The following is a 5,248-nucleotide window of genomic DNA, read 5'->3' as shown; positions in this document are numbered from 1 at the left end:
ACCACATTTATGGGATGGGTTACCGGAATCATCCCGCTGGTTGTCTGCCTGATGACAGCCGTTAACTCAGTGATCAAGCTGATCGGAGAGGAGAGGGTGGAACGCTTCGCACAGAAGCTGACCAGATTTGCAGTACTTCGCTATACACTGCTTCCAATCATCGCGGTGCTGTTCTTGGGAAACCCGATGTGCTATACCTTCGGACGTTTCGTAGAAGAAAAATATAAACCTGCTTATTATGACTCCTGTGTAAGTTTTGTACACCCGGTTACCGGACTTTTCCCACATGCAAACCCCGGCGAACTGTTCGTATACACCGGTATCTCAGCCGGTATCACGAAGCTCGGTCTGTCCATTGGAGGACTTGCCGTGAGATACTTTATCGTCGGTGTGATCGTCATTCTGATCCGCGGATTGCTGACGGAACAGATTTACTTCAGAATGACTGGAAAAGCAAACAAATAATCTGTGGGAGGAGGAAAGAGTATGTATAAAACAATTACGATTAAAGCCGGAGACGGCGGTTGGGGAGGCCCCCTGACAATTACTGCAACTGAAAAATGCCATAAAATTTTAAGTGTAACCGGCGGAGGAATTCATCCGGTGGCACAGAAAATTGCAGACATGACCGGCGGGGAAGCGTTAGACGGATTTAAGACAACAGCGCCGGACGAGGAAGTGCTGGTAGCGGTAGTAGACTGCGGAGGAACCGCAAGATGCGGCGTTTACCCAAAGAAAGGTATCTTTACCGTCAACCTGATGCCGGTAGGGCAGGCAGGACCGCTTGCACAGTTTATCACACCGGAGATCTACGTATCCGCAGTGACAGAAAAATGTATCGTGGAATCTGACTATAAAGGTGTTACAGAGACAGCCAAACCGGCAGCCGCAGAGGACGGGCCGAAATCCAAAGACCAGGCGAAAGAAGAGATCGCAGCTGCAAACAGCGGCAAGAAAGAAGGAATCATCGTCAAGATCGGAAAAGGCGTTGGAAACGTAGTCAGCAAGTTCTTCCAGGCTGGACGTGAGACCATTGAGATGATCATCAAAAACGTGCTTCCATTTATGGCATTTACGAGTACCCTTCTGGGGATCATCAGTGCCAGCGGACTTGGAAATGTCATCGCAAAGACGATCTCCCCACTGTGCAGTACCTTACCGGGAATGCTGGGAATCTCCTTTGTATGTGCGCTGCCGTTCCTGTCACCGATCCTGGGACCTGGAGCTGTCATCGCGCAGGTAGTAGGAACCCTTTTGGGAGCCCAGTTCGCGCTTGGAAACATCCCAGCCCAGTATGCGCTGCCGGCCCTGTTTGCCATCGATGCGCAGGTAGGAGCTGACTTCGTGCCGGTTGGACTGAGTCTTGGAGAATCAGAGCCGGAGACCATTGAAATGGGTGTTCCAGCTGTGCTGTTCTCAAGGATCGTAACCGGACCTTTGGCCGTATTGATCGCATTCGCATTCAGTATCGGAATGTACTAAAAAACGGAGGTAGAAAGAAACATATGAAATACCAGTCAACCATCACAGGTCTGGGACCGGACGCTTTGGCGTTTCTGGCCGATGATGACATGAACTTTATCATCATTTTTAATGAAGATGCACCGCCTGAACTGGCAGAACTTTCTGTCCTGCATACGAAGGCAGAATTAAGGGCTGTACCGGAAGTGGGCGATACAATGACGATCTGCGGCAAAGAGTTTAAGATCAGCGCCGTGGGCAGCGAAGCTCCCCACACTTTGGCAGAGTTAGGACACTGTACCCTGAGTTTTAAAGGGGGCAGTGAGGCGGAACGACCGGGATGCATCATGCTGGAAGGAAATAAACTCACAGAGGCAGACCTTCGGGCCGGCGGAACGATTGAAATCTGTTAATTAAGAGTTGTTTTAGTTTTATAAAAGGAGATAGACATTATGTTAAACATGGACAAAAAACTGATCAAGAGACAGGAAGATGGACAGATCATTAAAACTGGTATCGTAGGAGCCGGCCAGATGGGACGCGGAATGGTAACCCAGATGGTTTTGATGAACGGTATGATGCCGGCCATCGTATCTGATATCAAAGTTGAAAATGCAGTGAACGCATTTAAATATGCCGGTGTAAAAGAAGACGACATCGCTGTGGCAAAAACTCTCGCAGATGCCAATGCAGCAATGGAAGCAGGAAAATATGTAGCTTGTGAAGATGCAAACTTCGTATCCCAGGCGAACTTAGTAGAGTGTGCGATCGACGCAACTGGAGTGCCGGATGTAGGTGCAAAAGTCGCAACTGACGCAATGAAGAACAAAAAGCATGTGGTTATGCTGAACGTTGAGACCGATGTAGTTATCGGGCCATACTTAAAGAAACTGGCAGCAAAAGAAGGTGTCATCTATACAGGTTCCGCAGGAGATGAGCCGGGAGCTGTTATGGAACTTTACAGCTTCGCAAAAGCCATGGGAATGAACGTAGAAGTCATGGGTAAAGGAAAGAACAACAAACTTGACTATGACTGCAACCCGGATACTGTATTAGAAGAAGCAACCAGAAGAGTCATGAGTCCGAAGATGCTCTGCGCATTCAAAGACGGAACAAAGACCATGGTAGAGATGACAGCCATGTCTAACTACACAGGACTGGTTCCTGATGTCATCGGAGGACACGGACCACAGACTTCTCCAGGAACCGAAGGAATCAAAGAGTTAAATGATATCCTGAAGCTTAAAAAAGACGGCGGAATCTTAAACAAACATGGAGTTGTAGAGTATGTAAACGGAGTTGCGCCCGGAGTATTCGTAACAGTGTCTACACCGAACGAAGAGATCGCATACCAGATGGCATACCACAGCATGGGACCCGGACCGCTCTGGACCTTATACCGTCCATACCACTTATGTAACTTAGAGACACCGCTTACGGTAGCGAAAGCAGTCATCGACGGAGAGGTTACCTGTGTGCCGATCGACGGGCTTGTATCTGAGTGTATCACAAGAGCGAAGATCGACCTGAAAGCAGGCCAGACTATCGACGGAATCGGAGGATTCACAACACACGGATCTATCGCGGAAGCAAAAGAATCTGATGCGAAGGGATACGTACCGTTTGGACTTGTGACAAACAAGGCAGTGATGAAGAGAGATGTGAAGAAGGGTGAACTTTTGACATACGATGATGTGGAATTAGATAAATCTACGCTGATCTACCAGCTGAGAAAAGAGCAGGATGCTATGTACGGAAGAAACGTTCTGTAATCTCTACATAAATAAAAGGAGCCTCACATTAAGGCTCCTTTTACTATCTTTTATACGAGCGCCAAAGCGGTTTCTTCGTCTGTAAAGAAGGAATTGACCAGGTTTAATGACAATGCGGCGTCTATGATCTGTACTTTGTGCAGTCCGTCGGCTACCCCGATGGAAACACGCGCATTTTTGGCAGCTTTAAATATATCTGCCTTAATCAGGTGTTTTGTTGCCTCGGTCTCTACGGTTTCACCTTCTCTGGTGAGAAACTGAAGGGCCACATCACCGATGGCGTGTGCGGCTTTCAGCTCCGCGATCTCCTGATCATTCAAAATGTTGTAGCAGGTGAGAATCGTTGATTCAAAACTTCCCAGACCCATGAGAAGAATATCCGCATGTTCACCTAAATTCAGGATCTGTCTTGTGTGTTCATTGGAGATCAGGGTTTCATATTCCTCTTTGGAAGAACAGAAGGCAGGGATATGAAGCATTTTTGCGGTTCCGCCGATGGTATTTGCCAGCTGGAGAGTGTTATAGGTGGGAAGCGCCTCGAAGGATTCACCGAAGCTCCCGGCCAGAGGGACAGTCTGTACATCCGGAAAGCTGATAGGATGAAGTTCTTTAATGAAACGGGACACGGCATTTCCCCAGCCCACACCAACAATGTCCTTTGGCTTCAGCTGTGAGATGAAGTAATCCGCGGCAGCCTGTGCCACATAATCTCTGTTTTGATCTTTTGTGCTGATGACGCCTGCATAACTTAAGCCATATTTTTCTTTTAATGCTTCCTCAAGCTGGCTGTTTCCGGTTACAGGGGAATTGATTTCTATCTTTACGATGCCAAGGTCTTCTGCCCTGGATAAAAGCTTGGAGACCCAAGGCCTTGATATACTTAATTTTTTTGCAATTTCCTGCTGGGACAGCTTGTTCTTATAATACAGCGTTGCAACCAGAACCATCTTGTCCAGCATATTATCTGCATTTTCTTTCTTTTTCATAGGGTAACCTCCCGATCATGAAATTGTTAAGGCACATATGTAACTATATGATAAGAGGATTATAAGTCATTTATTCAGAGTTTTCAAGGTTTTTGTGAAAAAATATATTTTAGTATTGACGAACATATGTAAAGTAATTATAATGAAGTTAACAAAAGTAATTAACAAGCACATATGTAACTGTCAAGGATGAGACAAAACAAAAGATGAAGGATCCACCACTGAACGTTAAATGAAAGGAGCCAAACTGTATGAATGGTATTTCAGTTTTTTTATTAGTAATTTTCGTATTGTTTGTTGTTCAGGCTGTCGGGGGATATTTTCAGGTGAAGGATTACCGCAGAGCGGTAAGGAGGGTACATAAGCTTGGGAATGTCGGGATCGGCCAGAAGAAAGGAAGGCTGCTTTCAGGAAACATTGTGATGATCGCCTGTGACCAGAACGGAGTGATCACCGGCGGGGAGATCATGGAAGGATTAAGCTTCCTGACAAAGTTCAAACCAATCTCTGAGTTTCTGGGAAAGAAACTCGTCGGAACGAGTATTTATGAGTACCTTGACGAAGTCAGAAACTTTGAGAAAAAGAAACGAAAATATTACAAAGGATATATCAGAGCTTTAGAAGCTTTGGATATGAGATTTCAGGGAAATACCTTGTAATCTGAATCAAGATATATAGAACGGCTGAAGAGGGAGTAAAACTTATGCAAGTTTCTAAGGGCCCGGAAACAATAATCGGTTTTCCTTTTCTTCAAAATTCATCTGCTAGTTTCTTCTATATATAGATCAAATCAATTTAGTAAGAAGGAGGAAAAGATATGGAAATTATATCTAACGCTGCCAACGGATTTATTAAGCTATTCCAGGAGGGCGGCACCACATTTATGGGATGGGTTACCGGAATCATCCCGCTGGTTGTCTGCCTGATGACAGCCGTTAACTCAGTGATCAAGCTGATCGGAGAGGAGAGGGTGGAACGCTTCGCACAGAAGCTGACCAGATTTGCAGTACTTCGCTATACACTGCTTCC

General features: G+C 46.0%; 7 protein-coding genes. 6 read left to right on the top strand and 1 reads right to left on the bottom strand.

Annotated elements, in window-relative coordinates; translation table 11 throughout:
* The 4 genes from srlA to CI597_RS17325 form a co-directional block, all read left to right on the top strand.
* Positions 1-465, top strand: a 465-nt coding sequence (gene srlA, locus CI597_RS17340; RefSeq protein WP_095143024.1) for a PTS glucitol/sorbitol transporter subunit IIC, incomplete at its 5' end; no start/stop codon positions are given.
* Between the two features lie 21 nt (positions 466-486).
* Entirely contained in the window at positions 487-1,482 is a 996-nt protein-coding gene (gene srlE / locus CI597_RS17335) for a PTS glucitol/sorbitol transporter subunit IIB (RefSeq protein ID WP_024729206.1), read from the top strand.
* A 23-nt stretch (positions 1,483-1,505) separates the two neighbouring features.
* A complete protein-coding gene (locus CI597_RS17330) occupies positions 1,506-1,874 on the top strand; it encodes a PTS glucitol/sorbitol transporter subunit IIA (RefSeq protein ID WP_024729207.1) in 369 nt (122 codons plus the stop codon).
* 39 nt (positions 1,875-1,913) lie between these two features.
* Entirely contained in the window at positions 1,914-3,233 is a 1,320-nt protein-coding gene (locus CI597_RS17325) for an NAD(P)H-dependent oxidoreductase (RefSeq protein ID WP_095143023.1), read from the top strand.
* A 50-nt stretch (positions 3,234-3,283) separates the two neighbouring features.
* Here CI597_RS17325 and CI597_RS17320 read toward each other — a convergent pair whose 3' ends face one another.
* Complete coding sequence (locus tag CI597_RS17320) at positions 3,284-4,219, bottom strand: sugar-binding transcriptional regulator (protein WP_024729209.1); 936 nt, start codon at positions 4,217-4,219, stop codon at positions 3,284-3,286.
* A 251-nt stretch (positions 4,220-4,470) separates the two neighbouring features.
* Here CI597_RS17320 and CI597_RS17315 point away from each other — a divergent pair, with 251 nt between their 5' ends.
* Both CI597_RS17315 and CI597_RS17310 read left to right on the top strand, forming a co-directional pair.
* Positions 4,471-4,878, top strand: coding sequence for a transcriptional regulator GutM (locus CI597_RS17315; RefSeq protein ID WP_024729210.1), 408 nt, complete (start codon positions 4,471-4,473; stop codon positions 4,876-4,878).
* A 158-nt stretch (positions 4,879-5,036) separates the two neighbouring features.
* Positions 5,037-5,248 (top strand): PTS glucitol/sorbitol transporter subunit IIC (locus CI597_RS17310; protein ID WP_301331490.1); only part of this gene is annotated, 212 nt, incomplete at its 3' end.

The sequence above is a fragment of the Anaerostipes hominis (ex Lee et al. 2021) genome, assembly GCF_002270485.1.
Classification (GTDB): Bacteria; Bacillota; Clostridia; order Lachnospirales; family Lachnospiraceae; genus Anaerostipes; species Anaerostipes hominis.
This window is presented reverse-complemented; position numbering and strand designations above follow the sequence as displayed.